Source organism: Haloechinothrix sp. LS1_15 (genome assembly GCF_033042135.1).
Classification (GTDB): domain Bacteria; phylum Actinomycetota; class Actinomycetes; order Mycobacteriales; family Pseudonocardiaceae; genus Haloechinothrix.
In genome coordinates this window covers 194,010-213,799 of record NZ_WBXM01000005.1, presented here as the reverse complement: position 1 = coordinate 213,799, position 19,790 = coordinate 194,010, and the positions used below count along the sequence as shown (strand labels likewise).

18 protein-coding genes and 1 pseudogene are annotated in these 19,790 nt (G+C 68.7%); 10 read left to right on the top strand and 9 right to left on the bottom strand.

The features are described 5' to 3' along the window. The gene (gene ftsY / locus F8178_RS10275; RefSeq protein WP_317494488.1) at positions 1-1,428 is read left to right on the top strand and encodes a signal recognition particle-docking protein FtsY; all 1,428 of its coding nucleotides are present in this window, start codon (positions 1-3) and stop codon (positions 1,426-1,428) included. A gap of 75 nt (positions 1,429-1,503) precedes the next feature. Here the strand turns inward: ftsY and F8178_RS10270 are convergent, their stop codons facing one another. Next, positions 1,504-2,445: an AraC family transcriptional regulator gene (locus tag F8178_RS10270; RefSeq protein ID WP_317494487.1), complete on the bottom strand. Its 942-nt coding sequence runs from the start codon at positions 2,443-2,445 to the stop codon at positions 1,504-1,506. A 164-nt stretch (positions 2,446-2,609) separates the two neighbouring features. On the opposite strand from F8178_RS10270, the gene F8178_RS10265 reads away from it, so the two are divergent. From F8178_RS10265 to F8178_RS20410, 9 genes and pseudogenes are all read left to right on the top strand, one after another. Beyond that, positions 2,610-3,524, top strand: coding sequence for an NAD(P)H-binding protein (locus F8178_RS10265; RefSeq protein WP_317494486.1), 915 nt, complete (start codon positions 2,610-2,612; stop codon positions 3,522-3,524). A 135-nt stretch (positions 3,525-3,659) separates the two neighbouring features. Continuing rightward, on the top strand, positions 3,660-4,988 hold the full coding sequence (allB, locus tag F8178_RS10260) for an allantoinase AllB (RefSeq protein WP_317494485.1): 1,329 nt from the start codon (positions 3,660-3,662) through the stop codon (positions 4,986-4,988). 50 nt (positions 4,989-5,038) lie between these two features. Further along, positions 5,039-5,293 carry a thiamine-binding protein gene (locus F8178_RS10255; protein WP_317494484.1) on the top strand — a complete coding sequence of 85 codons (255 nt, stop codon included), beginning with the start codon at positions 5,039-5,041 and terminating at the stop codon, positions 5,291-5,293. Further along, entirely contained in the window at positions 5,286-5,684 is a 399-nt protein-coding gene (locus F8178_RS10250) for a helix-turn-helix domain-containing protein (protein ID WP_317494483.1), read from the top strand. Before F8178_RS10255 ends, F8178_RS10250 begins: the two co-directional genes overlap by 8 nt. 242 nt (positions 5,685-5,926) lie before the next feature. Further along, positions 5,927-6,412: a 2-oxo-4-hydroxy-4-carboxy-5-ureidoimidazoline decarboxylase gene (uraD, locus tag F8178_RS10245; RefSeq protein ID WP_317494482.1), complete on the top strand. Its 486-nt coding sequence runs from the start codon at positions 5,927-5,929 to the stop codon at positions 6,410-6,412. Then, positions 6,409-6,744, top strand: coding sequence for a hydroxyisourate hydrolase (gene uraH / locus F8178_RS10240; RefSeq protein ID WP_317494481.1), 336 nt, complete (start codon positions 6,409-6,411; stop codon positions 6,742-6,744). The genes uraD and uraH overlap by 4 nt, the downstream gene beginning before the upstream one ends. 3 nt (positions 6,745-6,747) lie before the next feature. After that, positions 6,748-7,653: a factor-independent urate hydroxylase gene (pucL, locus tag F8178_RS10235; RefSeq protein ID WP_317494480.1), complete on the top strand. Its 906-nt coding sequence runs from the start codon at positions 6,748-6,750 to the stop codon at positions 7,651-7,653. 13 nt (positions 7,654-7,666) lie between these two features. Continuing rightward, positions 7,667-9,079 carry a nucleobase:cation symporter-2 family protein gene (locus F8178_RS10230; RefSeq protein ID WP_317494479.1) on the top strand — a complete coding sequence of 471 codons (1,413 nt, stop codon included), beginning with the start codon at positions 7,667-7,669 and terminating at the stop codon, positions 9,077-9,079. A 245-nt stretch (positions 9,080-9,324) separates the two neighbouring features. After that, positions 9,325-9,752, top strand: a pseudogene (locus F8178_RS20410) (DUF2200 domain-containing protein). Positions 9,753-9,829: 77 nt separating this feature from the next. Here the strand turns inward: F8178_RS20410 and F8178_RS10220 are convergent. The 8 genes from F8178_RS10220 to glp all read right to left on the bottom strand — a co-directional run bounded on the left by F8178_RS10220 (position 9,830) and on the right by glp (position 19,780). After that, positions 9,830-10,195 carry a gamma-glutamylcyclotransferase gene (locus F8178_RS10220; RefSeq protein WP_396345290.1) on the bottom strand — a complete coding sequence of 122 codons (366 nt, stop codon included), beginning with the start codon at positions 10,193-10,195 and terminating at the stop codon, positions 9,830-9,832. Positions 10,196-10,260: 65 nt separating this feature from the next. Beyond that, positions 10,261-11,460, bottom strand: a complete 1,200-nt coding sequence (alc, locus tag F8178_RS10215) for an allantoicase (RefSeq protein WP_317494476.1) — start codon at positions 11,458-11,460, stop codon at positions 10,261-10,263. 63 nt (positions 11,461-11,523) lie between these two features. Further along, on the bottom strand, positions 11,524-12,693 hold the full coding sequence (locus tag F8178_RS10210; RefSeq protein WP_317494475.1) for a glycerate kinase: 1,170 nt from the start codon (positions 12,691-12,693) through the stop codon (positions 11,524-11,526). 13 nt (positions 12,694-12,706) lie between these two features. Beyond that, on the bottom strand, positions 12,707-14,536 hold the full coding sequence (gcl, locus tag F8178_RS10205; protein WP_317494474.1) for a glyoxylate carboligase: 1,830 nt from the start codon (positions 14,534-14,536) through the stop codon (positions 12,707-12,709). Between the two features lie 31 nt (positions 14,537-14,567). After that, on the bottom strand, positions 14,568-15,452 hold the full coding sequence (locus tag F8178_RS10200) for a 2-hydroxy-3-oxopropionate reductase (RefSeq protein WP_317494473.1): 885 nt from the start codon (positions 15,450-15,452) through the stop codon (positions 14,568-14,570). 93 nt (positions 15,453-15,545) lie between these two features. Further along, the gene (locus F8178_RS10195; protein WP_317494472.1) at positions 15,546-16,346 is read right to left on the bottom strand and encodes a TIM barrel protein; all 801 of its coding nucleotides are present in this window, start codon (positions 16,344-16,346) and stop codon (positions 15,546-15,548) included. 237 nt (positions 16,347-16,583) lie between these two features. After that, complete coding sequence (locus F8178_RS10190) at positions 16,584-18,515, bottom strand: molybdopterin biosynthesis protein (protein WP_317494471.1); 1,932 nt, start codon at positions 18,513-18,515, stop codon at positions 16,584-16,586. 41 nt (positions 18,516-18,556) lie between these two features. Beyond that, a complete protein-coding gene (glp, locus tag F8178_RS10185; RefSeq protein WP_317494470.1) occupies positions 18,557-19,780 on the bottom strand; it encodes a gephyrin-like molybdotransferase Glp in 1,224 nt (407 codons plus the stop codon). Positions 19,781-19,790: the final 10 nt, after the last annotated feature.

Below are 19,790 nucleotides of genomic sequence, written 5' to 3'. Positions count from 1 at the left end.
GTGCCGAACAATCTCTGGTTCTGGATCATTGTTCTCAGCGTCGTCGTCCTGACGCTGGCGCTGGTTTCCGGGCTGGTGCTGGCCCGTCGGCGGAAGATCAGCCTGACGGAGCGGCAGCGGCTCGCCGGTGACGGCAAGGGCGGTACCACCGGCTCCTACCGGGCTGGGGGCGGCGTCGCGTTGGCGCGCGGTGGTGCGGGCACGGCCCCGAACGAGGCGGGCACGCCGACCGGCGGTGCGCCCGAGACCGCCGAGGCCGGACCGGACGCGGGCACCGATACCACCCCGCCGCCGCACCCGGTCGGCGAGCGCACCGAGGTGGACGGTGAGCCGGGAGTCGGGGACGATGCGTCGGTACCGCGGGACGCGCCGCGCAGGAGCATCGTTGATGTCACGTTGCCCGACGCCACTGCCGGTACCGCCGGTACCAACGAAGCACGTGAGGTTCCCCCCGTGCAGGCGGCGCCTGAGGCGGAGCCGGACCTCGAGGAGATCGCACCCACGGCGGGCCGGATCGAGCGGCTGCGAGGCAGGCTCGCACGGTCCCGCTCGGCGCTGGGTGAGGGCCTGCTCGGCCTGCTCGGTGCCGGCGACCTCGACGAGGACTCCTGGGAGGACGTCGAGGACACGTTGTTGATCGCCGATCTCGGCGCCGCGACCGCCACCGAGATCGTGGAGAGGTTGCGTGCCGAGCTGTCCGCACGCGGGGCGCGTACGGCCGAACAGGCCAGGGCGGTGCTTCGGGAGGTCCTTGTCGACGCCCTGCATCCGGAGCTGGATCGCTCGGTCCGCGCCCTGCCACATGAGGTGGACGGCGCCAAGCGGCCAGCCGTGGTGCTGGTGGCCGGTGTCAACGGCACCGGCAAGACCACGACAACGGGCAAGCTGGCACGCGTGCTGGTCGCCCAGGACCACCAGGTCCTGCTCGGTGCGGCGGATACCTTCCGCGCGGCCGCCGCCGACCAGTTGGAGACGTGGTCGCGCCGGGTGGGTGCGGAGGTCGTGCGGGGCGCGGAAGGCGCCGACCCGGCCTCGGTGGCCTACGAAGCCGTGCAACGTGGCAGTGGCAGCGGGGTCGATGCCGTGCTGGTGGACACCGCTGGCAGGCTGCACACCAAGACCGGCCTGATGGACGAGCTGGGCAAGGTCAAGCGGGTAGTGGAAAAGCAGGCCCAGGTCGACGAGGTACTGCTGGTGCTGGATGCCACCACCGGGCAGAATGGTCTAGCCCAGGCTCGGGTGTTCGCCGAGGTCGTGGACGTGACCGGCATCGTGCTGACCAAACTCGATGGCACCGCCAAGGGCGGCATCGTCTTCCAGGTGCAGCGCGAGCTGGGTGTGCCGGTCAAGCTGGTCGGTCTGGGGGAGGGGCCGGACGACCTCGCGCCGTTCGAGCCGGGGGCGTTCGTCGATGCGTTGCTCGAGTAGCGCAGTCCCGGCACGATCCCGGCGGTGCTACGGCGGGCGGTGCTACGGTGTGGGTCCGTCGCCGCGGCGGGCGGCTCAGCGTGGAGGGTCGCCGCCCCCCGAGGGATTCGTGGTACGGGCAACGCCCGGCGGTATGCCGACGACGCGTTTGAAGGCGCGGCTGAAGGCGGATTCGGAGCGGTAGCCGAGCGAGTGAGCCAGCTCGGCCACGGTGGCCGTACCGTCCCGTAGCCGGGACAGCGCGAGATGCATGCGCCTGCGCGTGATGTAGTGCATTACCGGCTGCCCGGCGAGCTCGGTGAACCGGGCGGCGAAGGCCGACCGCGACATGGCGAGCTCCGCAGCGAGTGAGGCCACCGTCCAGTCCTTTTCGGGCTGCCGGTGAATGAGCGAGATCGCGGTCCCGATCCGAGGGTCGCGCAGCGCAGCAAGCCACCCCGCGCTGGTTCCGGGGTCAGTGTCCAGCCAGGTTCGCAACGCCTGCACGATGAGGATGTCGCACAGCCTCGTGATCACGGTCTCCCCACCAGGCCGGCGCTGACGGGCCTCGGCCGCCATTAGCCCCAGCGTACTGTGCAGCCGACCCGGTTCGGGTATGACGTGGAGCAGGCAGGGAAGCAACTCCAGCAACTCCGACCACGCTGGATGGTCGATGCGGACCGCGCCGCAGATGAGCGTGGCCGGCGCGCCGCCCCCGCCGTGCCGGAGCATGGCGTAACTCTGGCCAATGTACTCGTGGTCGAGCGTGTCGACTGCCGGTGTCGTGGTCGCGGACTCGCTACGCAGTACATGCCCGCCTCCGTGGGGAACGAGCACGAGCTCCCCGGGACGTATCTCGCGGGTGGGTTCACCGGTCCGGTCGATCAGCGCGCGCCCAGCGGTCACGACGTGGAACCACAGGCAGCCCGGCATCGGTGGCAGCGTCACACCCCACGGAGCGGTGGCCTCGGAATGGCAGTAGAAGACCCCGGAGACCTGGAGCGGGTGGAGTGCTTCGCCGAGTGGGTCGTTCGGCATCCACGGCGGTTGTGATGGCACGGGCCCAGTCTTGCGCCGACCGGTGCCGTACGTCTACACGGTCTGGACGAACAGGCACGAGCCCGAGACGCGGTGGCATGGCCTGAGAGGTGCCTGGTCGCTGATCGTGGATGGTGACCACGCCGAACTGAGAAGGGGACACGATGAGCAACGAGACGATGACCGTCATGGGCGCGACCGGGCGGACCGGAGGGGAGGTCACTCGCAGGATGCTGGACGCAGGTGTGCGGGTGCGCGCCGTCGGCCGCTCGGCATCGAAGCTGGCCGAGCTGGAAGCAGCCGGTGCGGAGCCGCTGTGCGGGGATGCTGGCGATGCCGGCTTCTTGGCAGGGACCTTTCAGGGTGCCACGGCTGCGTACGTGATGCTGCCTTTCGAGATGACCTGGAGCGACGCGTACGCGGAGATGGACCGGATCGGCGAGGCGATCGTGACGGCAGCGCGCGAGGCGCGGCTACCCTACCTCGTCGCGCTGAGCTCCCTCGGTGCCGACCGCCCGTCGGGAACCGGCCTCATTGTGGGGCTGCACCGGCAAGAACAGCGGCTGCGGTCGTTGCGCGAGAGCAACGTGCTCCTGCTCCGGCCAGGGATGTTCTACGAGACTTTCGATCAGAGCGTCGAGCTGATCGAGCGGCACGGCGCGCACTACGATGCCGTGGCGCCGGACGTGCCGCTGCCGATGGTGAGCACGCGGGATATCGGCGCGGAGGCCGCGCGCGCTCTGCTCGAACGTGATTGGCAGGACGTCGCGGTACGGGAGATCCTCGGCCAGCGTGACCTCAGCTACGCTGAGGCGACGCGGATCCTTGCCGAGCGGCTCGGCCGCGAGGGGGTCGGGTATGTGCAGGTTCCCTACCGGGACATGGCCGAGGAGCTGATACGGCAGGGCGCTTCAACCGACGTGGCGCGCCTGTATATCGACATGGTGCGTGCCTTCAACGAGGGAAGGGTAACGTCGCTGGAAGGGCGCGGCCCGGCCAGTATCACGCCGACCCCTTTCGAGGAGTTCGCCGACGAGCTGGTCGGTCGGCTCGCCAATCAGGACTCGGGTACCTGGTAGGCACGACACGGATTCAGCCTTGCCCGCATCCGCCGAACATGTGAAGCGGTGACTTGACGACTGGGGCGTGGTGCAGCACCATCGATTCCATAAAACGGCATCGGTATTTCATTTAGCGAAAGTCGAGGATGTCAGGTGGATCTGGTCATCAAGGCTGAGCGAGTCATCACGGCCGCGGGTGAGGTACCGCGAACCATCGGCGTCCGTGCCGGCGAGATCGTGGCCATCGAGCCGATCGATGCGGAGCTGGACGGCGAGCAGCGAGTCGAGCTGGACGGCTCGGAGGTGCTCCTTCCCGGGTTGGTGGACACGCACGTGCACGTCAACGATCCCGGCCGGGGCGAATGGGAGGGATTCGCGACCGCGACGCGGGCCGCCGCGGCAGGGGGCATCACGACGCTCGTCGACATGCCGCTCAACAGCATCCCGCCGACGGTGGACCCGGCTTCCCTCGACGTCAAACGTAAGACGGCGGACGGCAAGGTATACGTCGACGTTGGCTTCTGGGGCGGCGCGGTACCGGGCAACCTGACGCAGCTACGCGGGCTGCACGATGCCGGGGTTTTCGGATTCAAGTGCTTCCTGCTGCATTCCGGGGTCGACGAGTTCCCACCGCTGCACGCCGGTGAGGTGGAGGAGGTGATGCGAGAGCTGGCGGGCTTCGGTGCGCAGCTGATCGTGCACGCCGAGGATTCGGACGCCGTCGCGGCCGCTCCGACGGCGCACGGTGAGCGGTACCGGGACTTCCTGAGCTCCCGGCCTCGTGGCGCGGAGAACGTGGCGATCGCTCAGGTGATCGAGCTGGCGCGGCGTACCGGCGCGCGGGTGCACATCCTGCACCTGTCGTCCTCAGACGCGCTGGAGATGATCGCCTCGGCGCGGCGGGACGGCGTGCGGTTGACCGTGGAGACCTGCCCGCACTACCTGAACTTCGTGGCGGAGGAGATCGGTGACGGGGCCACGCAGTTCAAGTGCTGCCCGCCGATCAGGGAGGCAGGCAACCGGGAACGGTTGTGGCGTGGCCTGGCCGACGGCATCATCGACACGATCGTCAGCGACCACTCCCCGTGCACACCCGAGCTCAAGCGGTTCGACGTCGGCGACTTCGGTATCGCCTGGGGCGGGATCTCGAGTATCCAGCTCGGGCTACCCGCCGTGTGGACGCAGGCACGCCAGCGGGGCTTCGCGCTGACGGACGTCGTGCGCTGGATGGCCGAGCAGCCCGCTGCCCAGGTGGGCATGCGGCGTAAGGGGCATATCGCGCTCGGCTACGACGCGGACTTCTGCGTGTTCGCGCCCGACGACGCCTTCGTGGTCGACGCCGCGCGGCTCCAGCACCGGCACCCGATCAGCGCCTACCACGGGCGCGCCCTGGCGGGAGTGGTGCGCCAGACCTGGTTGCGTGGTGAGCGGCTGACCGGGGACGAGCCGCGGGGCAGGCTGCTGACCCGCGGCTCCTGCTGAGCCGGTCGCGCGTCGCCGGATTCCGTCGCGGCTGCGGTAGTGTCGCCGACATGACGCAGCTGGATGCCGAGTTCACCACCGAACCGTTCGAGGGTGAGCGTGCGGAGCCGCCCGCCCATGCCCTCGCGGCACGTGACGCGGTCGAGAATGCCGGGCTGCGCTGCGAGTTCGGGCCGCTGGGCACGTCGGTGTCGGGTGCCGCCGACCAGGTGCTTGCGGCACTGGCCGAGGCGATGAACGCCGCGCTGGCCCACGGCGCCACCCGGATGACGGTGCGCGTCGAACGGGTGAGCCAGGATGGCTGAGAGCCCGCCGCCGGGGGAACCGGCCGAGCATCCGCTGATCGAGGCGGTGCGGCCGCTGGTCGACGCGGTGCGCGGGACGGTCGTGCCGACCGGCGAGGCGCGCAGCGGGGACGTGCCGCTGTGCTGGGAGGGCCGTACCGTCGCCTACGTGCGGCTGCCCGTCACCGACGGAGCCGCGGGCCTGAGCATACTGATCAACGACGTCGAGCGAGAGTTGGGCGCCCCGTTGCGGGACCTGCCTCGGCGCGAGAAACAGCGGGCCGTGCGGCTGCTGGAAGAGCGGGGAGCCTTCGAGTGGCGCCGCTCCGTCGAGGTGATCGCCGAGGCCATCGGGGTCACGAGGTTCACCGTCTACAACTACCTCAACCGGGAGCGATCCAGCGGATCCTGACGGGCGCGGGCATGGTGCTGCCCGCTCAGGCATCATGACCTGCGACACATGAGTCGCGGGTCACACTTTTTTTCAACAAACTGTTGACGTCGTGCAGTGGGGCGACCTACTGTTTCCGATAGCCGGAACAAAGCTTTCGGTAATCGGCATCAATGCAGGTCATGCGTGTGCCCGCGATCGGAAAGGCGGTTGCCATGCCCTCATCACGGCCCTCATCACCTCCGGCGGAGGCCGGAGGTTTGGTGGCCTTCAACGATGCGCCGTCGGAGGAACTCAGCCCAGTACTCCACGCCTGTTGTGACGTGCCTTCCTGGGTCCGTGCCGTCCTCGACGGCAGGCCTTACCGCAGCAGGGAGGAATTGCTCCAGCGTGCCGACCAGGCGGCGCGGCGGTTGACTGAATCCGAGGTGGACCGGGCGCTGGCCGCGCACCCCAGGATCGGGGAGCGTGCCAGCGGTGAGGACACCGAGTCCGCTTGGTCCCGCTCCGAGCAATCGGGTGTGGAGCGGGACGAGGACACGGCCCGAAAGCTGACCGAGGCCAACCGTGCCTACGAGCAGCGGTTCGGCCACGTGTTCCTTATCTGCGCCACCGGTCTCGGCTCCGGGGAGGTCCTGTCGGCCTTGGAGTCGCGGTTGGACAACGATCAGGAGACCGAACGTGGAGTCGTCGCCGACGAGCTCCGCAAGATCGCCTTGCTGCGGCTGGAAAGGGTTCTCGACACATGAGCACGATCAGCACGCACGTACTCGACACCGGCACCGGAAGCCCCGCCGAGGGGGTGACCGCGCGCCTGGAGCATCCCGGCCCGGACGGTGCGCAACCGCTGGGCACGGGGGTGACCAACGCCGATGGCAGGATCGCCGACTTCGGCGCGGGCAACCTCCCGGCAGGTACCTACCGGTTGGTGTTCGACACCGGCGCGTACTTCGCCTCGGCGGGACGCGCCACGTTCTTCCCGGAGGTCAGCGTGACCTTCGCGGTGGCCGACGAGAGCCAGCACTACCACATCCCCCTCCTGCTCAGTCCGTTCTCCTACACCACCTACCGAGGGAGCTGATCCATGGCCATCGTCCTTGGTGAGAACCAGTACGGCAAGGCGGAGAACCGCGTCGTCCGTGTGGAGCGCCAGACCCCACGGCACCAGATCCGGGACGTCAACGTATCCAGCGCGCTACGCGGCGACTTCCACGATGCGCACGTCACCGGTGACCAGGCCGAGGTGCTGCCGACAGATACGCAGAAAAACACGGTGTTCGCGTTCGCGCGCGAGCACGGTATCGGCGAGATCGAGGACTTCGCCCTCATGCTCGGCGACCACTTTGTGCGGCAGGCACCCGCCGCGACCGGCGCCAAGATCGAGATCGACGAGTATACATGGGATCGCATCGATATCGACGGCAAGGAACACGCGCACTCGTTCGTCCGGTCCACTCCCGAGGTACGCAACACCGTCGTCACGATCGACGGCACGGGAAGCGACGCACGCTCGTGGGTGATATCCGGGCTGAAGGGTCTCGTCGTCGCCAAGACCACCGGATCGGAGTTTCAGGGATTCCTCACCGACCGCTACACCACGCTCGCCGAAACGGATGATCGTATCCTGGCGACCTCGCTGACGGCGCGGTGGCGATACCTGGGTACCGGCGTGGAGTGGGGGAAGACCTACGGTTCTGTGCGGTCCCTGCTGCTGCGGCAATTCGCGGAGGTGCACAGCAAGGCACTACAGCAATCGTTGTACGACATGGGTAAAGCGGTCCTCGAACACCATCCCGATATCGCCGAGATCCGCTTCTCCGCACCCAACAAGCACCATTTCCTCTCCGATCTTACACCGTTCGGTTTGGACAACCCGGGCGAGGTGTTCTTCGCCGCCGACCGTCCCTACGGCTTGATCGAGGCCACGGTACGACGAGACGACGTTCCCGACGCCGATATCGCGTGGCGCGCGGTACCCGGCTTCTGCTGAAAGGGGGCGTCACGTGATCTCGTTGCGACGTGGTGGTTCGCGCGCGCAAGTATCCGATCGCCCTGAGGACGAGAAGCTTCCACCACTCCGGACGACGGCTTACGGCTTGCAGCACATCCTGGCGATGTATGCCGGGGTGGTCACCCCACCCATCATCGTCGGTGGTGCTGTCGGGCTGTCCACGGCGGAGATGGGGATCCTGGTCAGTGCTGCTTTGCTGGTGAGCGGTCTGGCGACCCTGTTGCAGACGCTCGGGGTATGGCGTTTCGGCGCGAAGCTGCCTGTGGTCATCGGCATCTCGTTCGTACCCGTCACCGCGATGACCGCCATCGCGGAGGACAGCGGCCTCCCCGTGGTGTTCGGCGCGACGATCATATCGGGGTTGTTCGGGCTCGCGCTGATCCCGTTCATGGCCAGTTTGCGGCGGTTCTTCCCGCCGGTGGTCACTGGGTGCGTGATCACCGTGATCGGGTTGTCGCTGTTCCCTGTGGCAGTGGGCTGGATCATGGACAACGGCTCCGGCGGGGAACCGGCGACCGGCAACCTCGCTCTCGCCGGTGCCACCCTGGTGATCGTGCTGGTACTGGCACGTGTGCTCCCCGGGGCGTTGAACAAGCTCGCGGTCCTCGGTGGTTTGGTGCTCGGTACCGCGATCGCCGCGCTATTCGGTATGGCCGACTTCGGCGGTGTCACCGATGGGCCTGTCTTCTCGCTCGGGCAACCGTTCTACTTCGGAACGCCCGAGTTCCAGATCGCCGCGATCGTCACCATGTGCATCGTCATGCTGGTGATCTTGGCCGAGGGAATCGCGGACATCCTCGCGGTCGGTGAGATCGTCGGGAGCAAGGTCAGCAGCCGCAGGCTGGCCGACGGTCTGCGTGCCGACGTCAGCGCGGCGATCTTCGGTCCGTTGCTCAACTCGTTCCCCGGCAGTACGTTCTCGCAGAACGTCGGGCTGATCGCGCTGACCAGGATCAAGAGCCGGTTCGTCGTCGCCGTCGGTGGGCTCATCCTGATCACCCTCGGGCTGTTCCCGATTCTCGGCAGGGTCGTCGCCGCGATCCCGATGCCGGTGCTCGGAGGTGCCGGGTTGGTGCTGTTCGGGTCTGTGGCGGCGGCGGGTATTCGCACGCTCGCGAAGGTCAACTACGAAAACAACCTGAACCTGGTGATCGTCGCGGTGTCGCTTGGCTTCGGCATCATCCCGATCGCGGCGCCGGAGTTCTACGAGACCTTCCCTGACGCGCTTGCGATGATCCTGCACTCCGGGATCGTCGGCGGTTTCGTCGCGGCGCTGGTGTTGAACCTGTGCTTCAACGTGCTGGGCGGTGCCGGCGGGCAGGAGCAGCACGACGAGTACGAGGCCGGCGGCACGACAGCCTCACAGGAGGCAGCGCCCGGCGAGGGTTCGTCCGGGCGCGGGTAGTCCCGCAGGGAGGCGAGCCGAAGGGGTCCTCCGGTGCGTATCGTGCACCGGAGGACCCCTTCGGCGTGCGTGTCTGATGGCTTGCAGCTGCTCATCCCGAGTGTTAACGTTCTGCCTTCGATGACGTCGTCGGCTCCATTCGCACGAGCCACCTTTTGAACGAGTCGAAGCCGGGCTTCACTGACATTGGGGGTCATCACGGGTACAGGTTCGACGTGCGGAATCGCGGCGGTGGCGCCCCACACATGTCGATCCGCTTTCAGTGTCATCTCGCGTATTCCACGTTGTTACAGCGAATCCCGCGAAAGCGAGGACCTAGCATGGCACAACATCAGATCTATACGACAAGTTTCGCGACCGTCTATCCGCACTACATTACGAAAGCGGAGAAGAAGGGGCGCACGAAAAGCGAGGTCGACGAGATCATTCGCTGGTTGACAGGGTACAGCCAGGAAGAGCTGGACGCGCAGCTGGAAAAGCGGACCGATTTCGAAACCTTCCTGTCGGAAGCTCCCGAGCCGAATCCGTTGCGGGGTTGATCAAAGGTGTGGTCTGCGGTGTCCGAGTAGAAGATATCGAAGAACCAACGATGCGGGAAATTCGTTACTTGGACAAACTGATCGATGAATTGGCACGAGGCAAAGCGATGGAGAAGATCTTGCGCAAGCCGTAGCCGCGGCTGGGGTGCGAGCCGAAGGGCCCCTTCGGTACGTATGTGGTACCCAAGGAGGCCTGCGGCTCGCGCCCTGCTCAGTCCCGCTGGTATTCCCGCCAGGAGGCGAGGTGCGAGATGTCGGTGAGCGTGGCTTCGAGCCGGAACTCCCGACGCAGCACGACAGCGAGCGAAGGACTCCCGTCGTCGAGCTCGATCACACTCAGTTCCAGCTCGCGTGGCTCGGCGGGAAGCAGTGAATCACGCAGCGTCTCCATCGGAAGGTCGTAGAGCTCCCCGGCTACCGCGACACCGCCGCTGGATACGGGTTCGAGTGCGGGGAAGCGGTCATCCACCGCGTAGAACCGGTACTTGGGCGCGGTGCGCGCCTGGCGTACCAGTGGCGCACCGCGCAGCTGGTGGTGCAACGGACCTCCGCGCATACCGCCACCGTTGAGGAACATGTGGACCACGCGCGCCTCCTGGCAGGCTCGACTCCGATTGTCCGTGTGAGCGGTGGCAGGCCCGGTCAGCCAGCCTGCGCACCGAGTAGTAGCGAGCGCACCGCGCGCGTGGTCTCCGGCGGCAGCCCGGCGGCAGAGATGGCTTCCTGCACGCTGCCGGTTCCGGCCAGCGGACGGGCGCTAGCGATGCTGGCGGCGGCCTCGGCAGTCACTCCGGCTTCCTCGGTAAGCACCGCCTCGGCCCGGCTCGCGGGTAGCCGGTTGTACCAGTCGAGCCCGATGCGCTCCCTGCCGCTCGCGGTGAGTTCGCCGTAGATCCGTAGCCGCGCGAAGCCACCGTCGGGGTAGACGTCGACCTTCACATGGCGCACCGGTGCGGATGCGCTGACCAGGAAGCGGTGGCAGGTGTCCGGCTGCAACGTGGTGCGCTCGACCAACTCGATCCAACCGCCCTCATCGTCGGGGTCAGTCCCTCCGGTGAGGCGGAACCAGCCAGGGGCGTTGCCCTTGAAGTGCGTGGTGTCGATCTCCACCTGGCGCACGATGCCTTCCTCGGCGAGGCGGACGCTGACCCAGTCGTTGCCGCCGCCCCTGCGGCGCGCGGTCTCCCAGCCCTCACCCATCACGCGGGCGTTGCCGGGCATCAGCAGGTTGTTGGGGGAGGAGAAGAAGCGGTTCGAGCAGTCGGTGACCACGCCGCCGTTGGCCTGCGCCGCGAGATCCAGCGGGAGACCGGTGAACCACCTCGGGTCGGTGACAACCTCGCCGTGCACCCGCAGCCGGGCGACACCGCCGTCGGGAATGATGTTCAGCCGCACGTGGGTGAATCGTTGGTCAAGCCGAACCGGGAACTGATTGGCGGAGTCCCCCTTGAGCTCGGCACGTGGCACGATCTCGACCCACTCCACCGGTTCGTCGAGTAGCTCCTCGGGTGAGGGGTAACCGGCCACAGAGGCGGCTTCGATCGAGCAGTACTCGGGGTAGTTGCCGGTGAAGTGAGCGGTGTCCACCGTGACGCCGTGGATGACGCCGGGCACGCCCAGCCGTACGATCGCCCAGTCGTAGCCCTGGTCGCGTCTGCGCCTCGTCTCCCAGCCATCGTAGATCTGTCCTTTGTGCCCGAAGGTGTGCGGTTGGAACACCGGCGGTTCCGGGTTGAGCAAGTTCTCTTTCTCAGCGAAGAACTCGTCACTCGCGGTGACCACAGCGCCACCGAGTGCCCGGCTCGCCAGGTCGGGTAGCGCGTCGAAATCCACGTTCCTCATTGCCGGCCTCCTGGAACTAATAGTTACCGATTACAGCCAATCACACAGCCGGGCAGGTGGCCCTCAGCGCGCTCCCTGTGCCTCGGAGGTCACCGGGACCAGCGGGTCCCGCGCCAGCCTCTCGGCCGCCAGCCGTTCCAGCAATGGTCCGGCCTCGGCATGGCACCGGGCGGGATCCGGTTCGATGTCGCCGAGCGTGTACACGGTCGCGAACCCTCCCTCGGCCAGCTCGGTTCCTGCCAGCAGGCAGCGTCCCGCTACCGCGATCACCGGGATCCCGGCTCGCCGTGCTACCGCGGCGACCCCGGCAGGGGCCTTACCGCGCAAGGTCTGCTTGTCGAGCGAGCCTTCCCCGGTGAGCACTACCGACGCCCCCGCCAGCTGCGTGGGAAAGCCAACCAGCTCGAGGAGGTAGTCGATGCCGGGTCGGACCGTCGCATGCAACGCCGCCATGGCGGCGAACCCGACGCCGCCTGCCGCGCCGGCACTCGGCTCGGTAGCGCGATCGGCGACCGGACCCAGGTCCCGGTGCAGTACCTCTGCCCACCGGGCAAGGGCACGGCCGAGCCGGGCTACCTGGTCCGGATCGGCGCCCTTCTGGGGGCCGTAGACCTCGGCGGCCCCGTTGGGGCCGAGCAGCGGGTTGTCCACGTCGCTGGCCACGACGATCTCGGCCGTGTCGAGATGGGAACGGAGCCCGGTGGCATCGATGTGATCCAGCTCGGCCAGGGCGGCACCACCCCTGCTCAGTTCGTGTCCTCGCGAGTCACGCAACCGCATCCCGAGGGCCTGCAGCATCCCGGCCCCACCGTCGGTACAGGCGCTACCGCCGAGCCCGAGCACCACCCGGTGGCAGCCTCGGTCAAGCGCGGCGCGGACGAGCTCGCCGGTGCCGTAGGAGGTGGCCCAGAGTGGGTCGAGCGCCCTGCCGGGAAGCTGGCCAAGGCCGGAGGCCTTGGCCAGCTCAACGACGGCCACGCCGTCCCGCTCGGCGTAGGCCGCGTCGACCGGGAGCCCGGTCGGCCCGGTCACCCGCGAGGGCACGCGGGAGAACCCCGCGGCGAGCGCGGCATCCAGGGTGCCGTCCCCACCGTCGGCGACCGGCACCTGCCGGGTCGCGATGCCGGGGATCGCCCGTGCCAGTCCGGTGGCGAGGTGCCCGGCGACCGCGGAGGCGGTGAGCGAGCCCTTGAACTTGTCAGGGGCGATCAGCACGTGACCCGTGGCGGACATCGTGGTGGTCCCGTCAGTCCGTCACGGCAGCCGGGACGCCCTGCTGTGCGTCCGGTGCTTGGGCGGCTGCTGCGATGCTGGTCGGCGCGTCCTCCAGCTCGTCGGCGAGATCCTCGAACTCGTTGATGCCGTCGATCTCCGTTCCCATCGAGATGTTGGTTACCCGCTCCAGGATAGCCTCGACCAGCACCGGCACCCGGTGCTCGATCATCAGCTTGCGCGCCTCTTCGAACGCGGGCTGCAACTGGTCGGGCTCGGTCACCCGGATCGCCTTGCAACCGAGACCTTCGGCGACCTTGAGGTGATCGACGCCGTAACCACCGACCGTGCCACCGCCGGACGAGTTGATGTTCTCGAAGGCCAGCTGTACGCAGTAGTCCATGTCGAATACCCGCTGTGCCTGCCGGATCAGCCCGAGGTAGGAGTTGTTCACCACCACGTGCAAGTACGGCAGCTTGAACTGGGCACCGACGGCGAGCTCCTCGAGCAGGAACTGGAAGTCGTAGTCGCCGGACAGCGCGACCACCGTGGCGTCCGGATCGGCGACACAGACCCCGAGCGCGGCGGGAACCGTCCAGCCGAGCGGTCCCGCCTGGCCGCAGTTGATCCAGTGGCGTGGCCGGTACACGTGCAGGAACTGGGCCGCGGCGATCTGGGACAGGCCGATGGAGCTGACGTAGCGGGTGTCGGGGCCGAACGCCCGGTTCATCTCCTCGTACACCCGCTGCGGTTTGATGGGCACCTCGTCGAAGTGGGTCTTGCGATACAGCGTGTGCTTGCGCTGCAGGCAGTCGGCGACCCACGCGCTGCGGTCGGGTAGCTGGTCACGCTCGGCGCGCTGCCGTGCCTGGTGCACGAACAGCCGTAACGCGGCCCCGGCGTCGGAGGCGATGCCGTAGTCGGGTGGGAACACCCGGCCGATTTGGGTCGGCTCGACGTCGACGTGCACGAACGTCCTGCCCCGGGTGTAGGTCTCCAGGCCCCCGGTATGGCGGTTTGCCCACCGGTTGCCGATCCCCAGCACGAAGTCGGCCTCCAGCAGCGTGGCGTTGCCATAGCGGTGCGCGGTCTGGAGCCCGGCCATCCCCGCCATGAGCCGGTGATCGTCGGGGATGGTTCCCCAGCCCATCAGGGTCGGGATCACCGGGACGTCGACGAGCTCGGCGAACTCTACGAGCTCGTCGGCGGCGTCGGCGTTGATGATCCCGCCACCGGCCACGATCACCGGACGTTCGGCCTGCTGGAGCATGTCCAGAGCTTTGGCGATCTGCGCCTCGGTGGCGACCGGGCGATACACCGGCAGTGGCTCGTAGGTGTCGGGATCGAACTCGATCTCGCTCTGTTGCACGTCCAGCGGGAGGTCGATGAGCACGGGCCCGGGCCGCCCTGACCGCATCTCGTGGAACGCCTGCTGGAACACGCCGGGCACCTGCGAGGGCTCCAGCACGGTGACGGCCATCTTCGTCACCGGTTTGGCGATCGACGGGACGTCGACGGCCTGGAAGTCCTCCTTGTGCAGCCGCGACCGGGGTGCCTGCCCCGTGATGCACAGGATCGGGATCGAGTCGGCCGATGCCGAGTACAGGCCCGTGATCATGTCGGTGCCCGCGGGCCCCGAAGTGCCGATGCACACGCCGATGTTGCCCGGATCGGTGCGGGTGTAGCCCTCCGCCATGTGGGAGGCGCCTTCGACGTGCCTGGCGAGCACGTGGTCGACACCGCCGCTGTCACGGAGTGCGGCGTAGAGGGGGTTGATCGCCGCGCCCGGTACACCGAAGGCGTTCGTCACCCCTTCACGCTTGAGCACCTCGACCGCGGCGCGCGCGGCTGTCATGCGAGGCATGGCCACCTCCTGGGAGTGGGAACGGACTCGGTTACTTGGTTGCCCGGCCGGACAGTTCCTCGACGAGCTTGAGCAGGGCGGAGTGGTCGAGGCCGCCGTCGCCGCGTGCCACGAGCGAGCCAACCAGCTGGGAGACCGTGGAGCCGAGCGGAATCGTCACCCCTGCGTCACGCGCAGCTGCCTGCACGATGCCCAGATCCTTGTGGTGCAGCTCGAGCCGGAAGCCGGGGGTGAACTGGCGAGCCAGCATGGCAGCGCCCTTGCGGTCGAGGATCGCGTTGCCCGCGAGGCCGCCGGAGAGCACCTGGAGGGCCGCCTCGGTGTCGACGCCGTGGGCTTCCAGGAACACGATGGCCTCGGCGACCAGCTCCAGCGTGCCTGCCACGATGAGCTGATTGGCAGCCTTGACGGTCTGTCCAGCACCGGCGGGTCCGACGTGGACGACGGTCTTGCCGACGGTGTTCAGCACGGGAGACGCGGCGGCGAAGTCGGCCTCCGAACCGCCGACCATGATCGACAGTGCGCCGTCGATCGCGCCCTGTTCACCACCACTGACCGGTGCGTCGACTACCCGTACCCCGGCGGCCCCCGCCTGCTCGGCTACGGTGCGAGTGGTCTCGGGGCGGATGGTGCTGCAGTCGATGTAGAGCAGGTTGTCCTTGGCGTTGGCCAGCACGCCGTCGTCGCCGAGGGCGACCTCGGCGACATCGGGGGAGTCCGGCAGCATGGTGACGACGACGTCGGCTTCGCGGACGGCCTCGGCGATCGAGCCCGCGGCCCGGCCGCCCTGTTGGATCAGCTTGTCGACGGCTGGCTGGCTGCGGTTGTAGCCGATGACGTCGTAGCCCGCGTCTGCCAGGTTCGCCGCCATCGGGCCGCCCATGATGCCGAGGCCGATGAACCCTACTGTGGTCATGAGGTCAGCGCTCCTTTCCGGTTCCACCGGCGGTTCCCGCCGGTGCGATGCTGCAGAGGTGCCGGTGTTGCTGGTGTGCCCGGTTGCGGACGGTCACCGCAGCCACGCGAAGCTGTCCGAGCTGGCGCCGGACGGCTTGTATTCCAAGCCGATCCAGCCCGTGTAGCCGTGGTCGTCCAGCCGCGCGAAGTAGTACTCGAAGTCGATCTCGCCGGTGCCCGGCTCGTTACGGCCGGGGGCGTCGGCGATCTGCACGTGACCGATCCGGTCGGCGTGGGTGGCGATCACGTGGTCGATGTCGTCGCCGTTGACCCGCAGGTGGTAGAGGTCGGCGAGCAGGGCGAGATTGGTGGCGCCGCGTGACCGGACCGCATCGATGACCCGGATCGCGTCCTCCGCGGTCAGCAGCGGGTAGCGGGGCGAGCCGCTGACCGGCTCAACGAGCACGGTCCCGTCGATGGCGGCCACGCTCTTGGCAGCGTGCTGGAGGTTCTCCAGTGCCAGCTCGTCCTGCGTCGCCGGGTCGACGCCGTCGATGCGGTTGCCGTACAGCGCGTTGAACGCACGGCAGCCGGTGCGCTCGCCGATGGCAGCGACGACCGCGGCGTTGTCCCGGAACTCCTGCTCGCGGCCGGGCCAGGAGACCAGGCCCCGATCACCACCGGGCATGTCGCCTGCGAAGAAGTTCAGGCCGACCAGCCGCACCCCCGCCTCGTCGAGCGCGGAGACGAAGCGGTCGACCTCGGCCTCAGCGGGCACCGGTTCGGCGAACGGCCACCAGAACTCCACGGCGTCGAAGCCCGCGGCTTTCGCGGCGGCGGGACGTTCGAACACGGGAAGCTCGGTGAACAGCAACGAGCAGTTCACCTCGAAGCGATGCGCGTGACGCTCCATGGGCCTTCACCTGCCTTCGGGAGGGAGTCGGTAGCGGATTTTATTCCATAATACGGAAGTCTTGTTCTATTTCGTGAAAGAACGATACCGAGCTGCTGTGATGCGCGTCAAGCCAGGCAGGGGCGGGGCGCGCCCTTCCCGTCAGCGCCTTCGTCCGCGCGCTACCAGCGGTGTGCCTGCCGCGGGTACGGGTGCGTCCGGCGACGCCCGCTCACCGGTGGTCCCGGCGAGGGAGGCTCACCTGATCCGCCGGCCCGTCTCGGCAGTGCTGTAGCCGCCGAGTGTCTCGATCGAGGCGCGGAACTCCGCCGATGCCAGCAGCTCCCAGAAGGGTTCGAGGAGCGGATCCGTGAGATCGTCGCGGTCGAGGACGAGATCGTACGGCTCCCGGCTCACCGGGACGAAGTCGAGCCCGAAGGCCTGTGCCGCCGCGAGAATGCCCAGCCCGCAGTCCGCGCGGTGGGCCGCCACCGCGGCGGCGACCGCGAGGTGGGTGGGTTCCTCCCTGCTGTATCCGCTGATCTCGTCGGGATCGATCCCGAGCTCGCTGAGCTCGTGGTCAAGCAGCACGCGGGTGCCCGCACCGCGTTGCCGGTTGACGTAGGACAGCCCGCGCTCGGCCAGGTCAGCCAGGCCGGTGATGCCGTGCGGGTTGCCGGGTGGAACCAGCAGTCCCTGCTCGCGGTGGACCAGCCGGACCACGGCGAGCTCGCGCTCGGGCAGCAGCTCGTCCAGGTAGGGCAGCGTGAACTCACCTGTGTCCGGGTGCAGCAGGTGGGACCCGGCAAGATGGCACAGACCGTCACGCAACGCGACGAGGCCGCCGAGCGAGCCCACATTGGACGAGACCATGGTCAGTGAGGGGTCGCCGCGGCGCAGCGCGGTGGCGGCGAGGTCGAGGACGAGGTCGTGCGAACCGGTGGCCACGATCGTGCGTTCCACCTCGGGCACGTGGCGGAGCAGCTGCACCCCGACCCGGTCCCCCGCGTGATGCCCCTCTACTGCGGCGGGCACGAACAGCAACCCATCGGCCCGGACCAGCGAGGTCAGCACGCCTGCTCCCCGGGGAAGCGGGGTGGCGACCACCTTCCCGCGCACCGAGCCGAGCCGGACACGGATCCAGTCGTCCATCCCGACCACCGACGGGAGCTTGCGCGCGAGCCGGGCGCTGACCTCGGGCCGGTGCGGCGGGATGGCGCCCTCCAGTTCGGCGAGCAGTGCGGCGGCGAAGATGTCGAAGGTCAGTGCGGCCGAGACCGGGTAGCCGGGTACCCCGACTACCGGCGTCGCGTTCGCCGTACCCAGCACCACAGGGTGGCCGGGCCGTACGGCGACACCGTGCACCGCGAGTGTGCCGAGACCGGCGACGACGCGCGCGGTGTGATCGTCGCGGCCTGCGCTGGATCCGGCTACCACCAGAACGAGATCGGCATCGGCGGTGGCCTGCTCGATCGCGCTGCCGATCCGGTCGGCGTCGTCCGGCTGGATGGGGGTGGCCCACGCCTGGCAGCCTGCCTCACGCGCCTGGCCGACCAGCATCAACGAGTTCGTGTCCAGTATCTGGTCGGTGCGCGGAGGTGAACCAACCGGAACGATCTCGTCCCCGGTGGGAATCACCGCCACGCGCGGGGCGCGCCGGACGGTCAGCTCGGTGGCACCCGAGGCCGCGGCAGCGGCCACATCGACCGCACGGAGCCGGTGGTTCTCCGGGAGCAGCAGCTCGCCCGCGCTGATGTCCTCGCCGATCGAACGGACGTTGCGGAACGGCGGGACGGCGGCGAGGATCTCGACGGTCCCGGCGTCACCGCCGCTGCCGCCATCGACTCGGTGCACGTGCTCGCGCATGATCACGGCATCGTGCCCGGCGGGCATCGGGTCGCCGGTGTCGACCACCTCATAGGCGTCGGGGCCGAGCCGCAGCGGGGTGGTCTCGCTCGCTCCCGCGGTGTCGGCCGCGCGTACCGCGATCCCGTCCATGGCCGCGACGTCGCCGACCGGGGAGGACCGGCTCGCCCAGACCGGCGCGGCGGTGACGCGGCCGATCGCCCGGTCGAGCTCGACGCTGACCTCGTCCAAACGTTCCGGGCAGCCGCTCGCCGCGCGGGCCTCGCGCCACGCCCGCATCGCTTCCTCTGCTGGGAGGTCGCTGACGAACGGGCTGTCGTGCATGGTGGTTTCGCTCTCCGCTTGGGCGGCTCGCGCGGTACCCGCTAGTACAGCGTGACCGAGACGGTGGTGTTCGCGTCGAGCCCGGTGGCCGCTTCGCCGATCACGATATAACCGTCGGCGCCGGTCAGCAGCGACAGCAGCGCCGAGGCCCCGAACAGCGGCGTGGCCATACCGTCGCGCAAGCGGACCTGGACGATGTCGAGCCTGCCCGCCGCCGAGGCGACCGCGCGAGACAGGGTGGCCGTCACAGTGGGGCGTGCAGGTGGTTCGGTGATGCCGCCGACCGTCCGCAGGATCGGCACGCCGACCACGCGGAACACGACCAGCGCCGAAAGGGGATTGCCCGGAAGTCCGATGATCGGCACCGTGCCGCACTCTGCCAGCAGGGTGGGCTTGCCCGGTTTGATGGCCAGCCCGTGGCAATACACCCCTGGCTCGCCGAGAGCGGCTACCGCCGCGGTGGTCTCGTCGCGTGCCCCGACCGAGGATCCGGCCGAGACGACGACCACATCGCACGTCCGCACGGCGGCGGCCAACGACTTGCTGAGCACCTCGACGTCGTCCGGCACGATGCCGCGCGGCGCAGGCTCGCCTCCTGCCTCGGTGACCAGGGCGGACAGGGCGGATGTCGTGGCGTCCCGTACCTGACCCGGCTCGGTGTCGACGGTTTCGGGCGGGACCACCTCGTCGCCGGTGGCGAGGATGCCCACGAGCGGTTTCTCGCGCACGCGAACCTCCGAGACCCCGGCCGCGGCGAGCATGCCCAGGTCGTGTGCACGCAGCGGCCTGCCCTCCGTGGCGAGCTCGGCGCCTGCCGAGACGTCCTCATCGGCGCGGACGATGCCCTCACCCACCGCGACGGGCCGGGTCACCTCCACCGCTGCGGGCATGGTCCGCTGCGTGTGCTCGACCATGACCACAGCGTCGGCCCCCTCCGGGATCGCGGCGCCCGTCGGAACCTGCACGGCGATCCCGCGCCGTACCGCGATCCCGGCCCGGGTGCCCATCCGTACCGAGCCGGGGACATCGAAGTACGCGGGTAGTGATTCCCCCGCCCCGTAGGTGTCCGCCGCACGCACCGCATATCCATCCACAGTGGACCGGGCGAACCCGGGAAGCGCGGTGCCCGATGTCACCGGCGAAGCGGGCACGCGGCCGAGAGCCTCGTCGCGGGAGACCAGCTCGGTGCCGGTGCGTCTTGTGGGGCGGAAGCCGGCCAGCGCCTCGGAGACCGGCATCGCGGTGAAGAACTCGGTACCACCCATTCCGGCTCAG

Coding starts and splice junctions, on each gene's coding strand:
- glp (WP_317494470.1), bottom strand. CDS start 19,780: ATGGGTGGTACCGAGTTCTTCACCGCGATGCCGGTCTCCGAGGCGCTG.
- F8178_RS10255 (WP_317494484.1), top strand. CDS start 5,039: ATGACGCAGCTGGATGCCGAGTTCACCACCGAACCGTTCGAGGGTGAG.
- uraH (WP_317494481.1), top strand. CDS start 6,409: ATGAGCACGATCAGCACGCACGTACTCGACACCGGCACCGGAAGCCCC.
- F8178_RS10270 (WP_317494487.1), bottom strand. CDS start 2,445: ATGCCGAACGACCCACTCGGCGAAGCACTCCACCCGCTCCAGGTCTCC.
- gcl (WP_317494474.1), bottom strand. CDS start 14,536: ATGCCTCGCATGACAGCCGCGCGCGCCGCGGTCGAGGTGCTCAAGCGT.
- alc (WP_317494476.1), bottom strand. CDS start 11,460: ATGAGGAACGTGGATTTCGACGCGCTACCCGACCTGGCGAGCCGGGCA.
- F8178_RS10210 (WP_317494475.1), bottom strand. CDS start 12,693: ATGTCCGCCACGGGTCACGTGCTGATCGCCCCTGACAAGTTCAAGGGC.
- pucL (WP_317494480.1), top strand. CDS start 6,748: ATGGCCATCGTCCTTGGTGAGAACCAGTACGGCAAGGCGGAGAACCGC.
- F8178_RS10220 (WP_396345290.1), bottom strand. CDS start 10,195: ATGTTCCTCAACGGTGGCGGTATGCGCGGAGGTCCGTTGCACCACCAG.
- F8178_RS10200 (WP_317494473.1), bottom strand. CDS start 15,452: ATGACCACAGTAGGGTTCATCGGCCTCGGCATCATGGGCGGCCCGATG.
- F8178_RS10250 (WP_317494483.1), top strand. CDS start 5,286: ATGGCTGAGAGCCCGCCGCCGGGGGAACCGGCCGAGCATCCGCTGATC.
- F8178_RS10195 (WP_317494472.1), bottom strand. CDS start 16,346: ATGGAGCGTCACGCGCATCGCTTCGAGGTGAACTGCTCGTTGCTGTTC.
- F8178_RS10190 (WP_317494471.1), bottom strand. CDS start 18,515: ATGCACGACAGCCCGTTCGTCAGCGACCTCCCAGCAGAGGAAGCGATG.
- F8178_RS10265 (WP_317494486.1), top strand. CDS start 2,610: ATGAGCAACGAGACGATGACCGTCATGGGCGCGACCGGGCGGACCGGA.